Origin of the sequence: Ruoffia sp. FAM 26255 (assembly GCF_045528525.1) — a bacterium.
In the GTDB taxonomy this organism is placed as follows: domain Bacteria; phylum Bacillota; class Bacilli; order Lactobacillales; family Aerococcaceae; genus Ruoffia; species Ruoffia tabacinasalis.
The window spans coordinates 1-255 of the sequence record NZ_JBGQQX010000160.1 but is presented as its reverse complement, the minus strand read 5'-3'; the positions used below and the strand labels follow the sequence as shown (position 1 = coordinate 255).

Sequence of the window (255 nt, the reverse complement as noted above, 5' to 3'; positions counted from 1 at the left end):
CGCGAGGAAAGTTTAATATCGGCACTCCCATCTCAAAACGCCCCAAATCTGTGAAGAATCGAAAAGAGTTCGGGCATTGGGAACTCGACACAGTTGTTTCTTCTCGAGGTAAGAGTAAAGGTTGTTTCGCGAGCTTTGCAGAACGAAAAAGCCGTATATATATTGCTTTACCCATGCCAAATCGCTCTAAAGTTGCTATGCAAACTGCGATTGAAGATTTGAGAGAAAACTTACCTAAGGAAGCTTTAAAGTCCT

General features: G+C 42.4%; 1 pseudogene. It reads left to right on the top strand.

From position 1 onward, the window contains the following. Positions 1-255: pseudogene (locus ACEN31_RS11730) on the top strand (IS30 family transposase); the annotation flags it as partial.